The 600-nt window shown below is 70.8% G+C and carries 1 protein-coding gene; it reads right to left on the bottom strand.

Features of this window, described 5'->3' with window-relative positions:
- Positions 1–600, bottom strand: a 600-nt coding sequence (locus AWZ10_RS41230) for a beta-ketoacyl reductase (protein ID WP_159058546.1), incomplete at both ends; no start/stop codon positions are given.

Below are 600 nucleotides of genomic sequence, written 5' to 3'. Positions count from 1 at the left end.
GGCGAGTTCGGCGTCGCCGAGGTGGGCGGTCATGCCGATGCCGGCCTGCTGCCACAGGCCCCAGGAGAGGCTGGTGGCGACCTGGCCCTGAGCCCGGCGGTGTTCGGCGAGTGCGTCGAGGAAGGTGTTGGCGGCCGCGTAGGTGCTTTGTCCGGCGCCGCCGAGGATGCCGGCTGCGGAGGAGAAGAGGACGAAGGCGGCGAGGTTGTGGTCGGTGGTGAGGGTGTGGAGGTGGAGGGCGCCGTCGATCTTGGGGGCGAGGACTTCTGTCAGGCGTTGGGGGGTCTGGGTGGTGATGAGGCCGTCGTCGAGGGTGCCGGCGAGGTGGAAGACGCCGGTGAGGGGGCGTTGCAGTGAGTTGATGAGGGTGGCGGTCTGGTGGTGGTCGGTGATGTCGCAGGCGTGGATGTCGATGGTGTCGGCGCCGGCCTGGGTGAGGGTGGTGATGAGGTCGTCGGTGCCGGGGGCGTGGGTGCCGCGGCGTGAGGTGAGGACGAGGTGGCGGATGCCGTGTTCGTGGACGAGGTGGGTGGCGAGCTGCCGGCCGAGTTCGCCGGTGCCGCCGGTGATCAGGACCGTGCCGTCGGGGTCGAAGCGCGG

The sequence above is a fragment of the Streptomyces europaeiscabiei genome, from assembly GCF_001550375.1.
GTDB lineage: Bacteria > Actinomycetota > Actinomycetes > Streptomycetales > Streptomycetaceae > Streptomyces > Streptomyces europaeiscabiei.
Note: the sequence above shows the minus strand (reverse complement) of the source record. Positions and strands in the feature narration are given on the sequence as shown.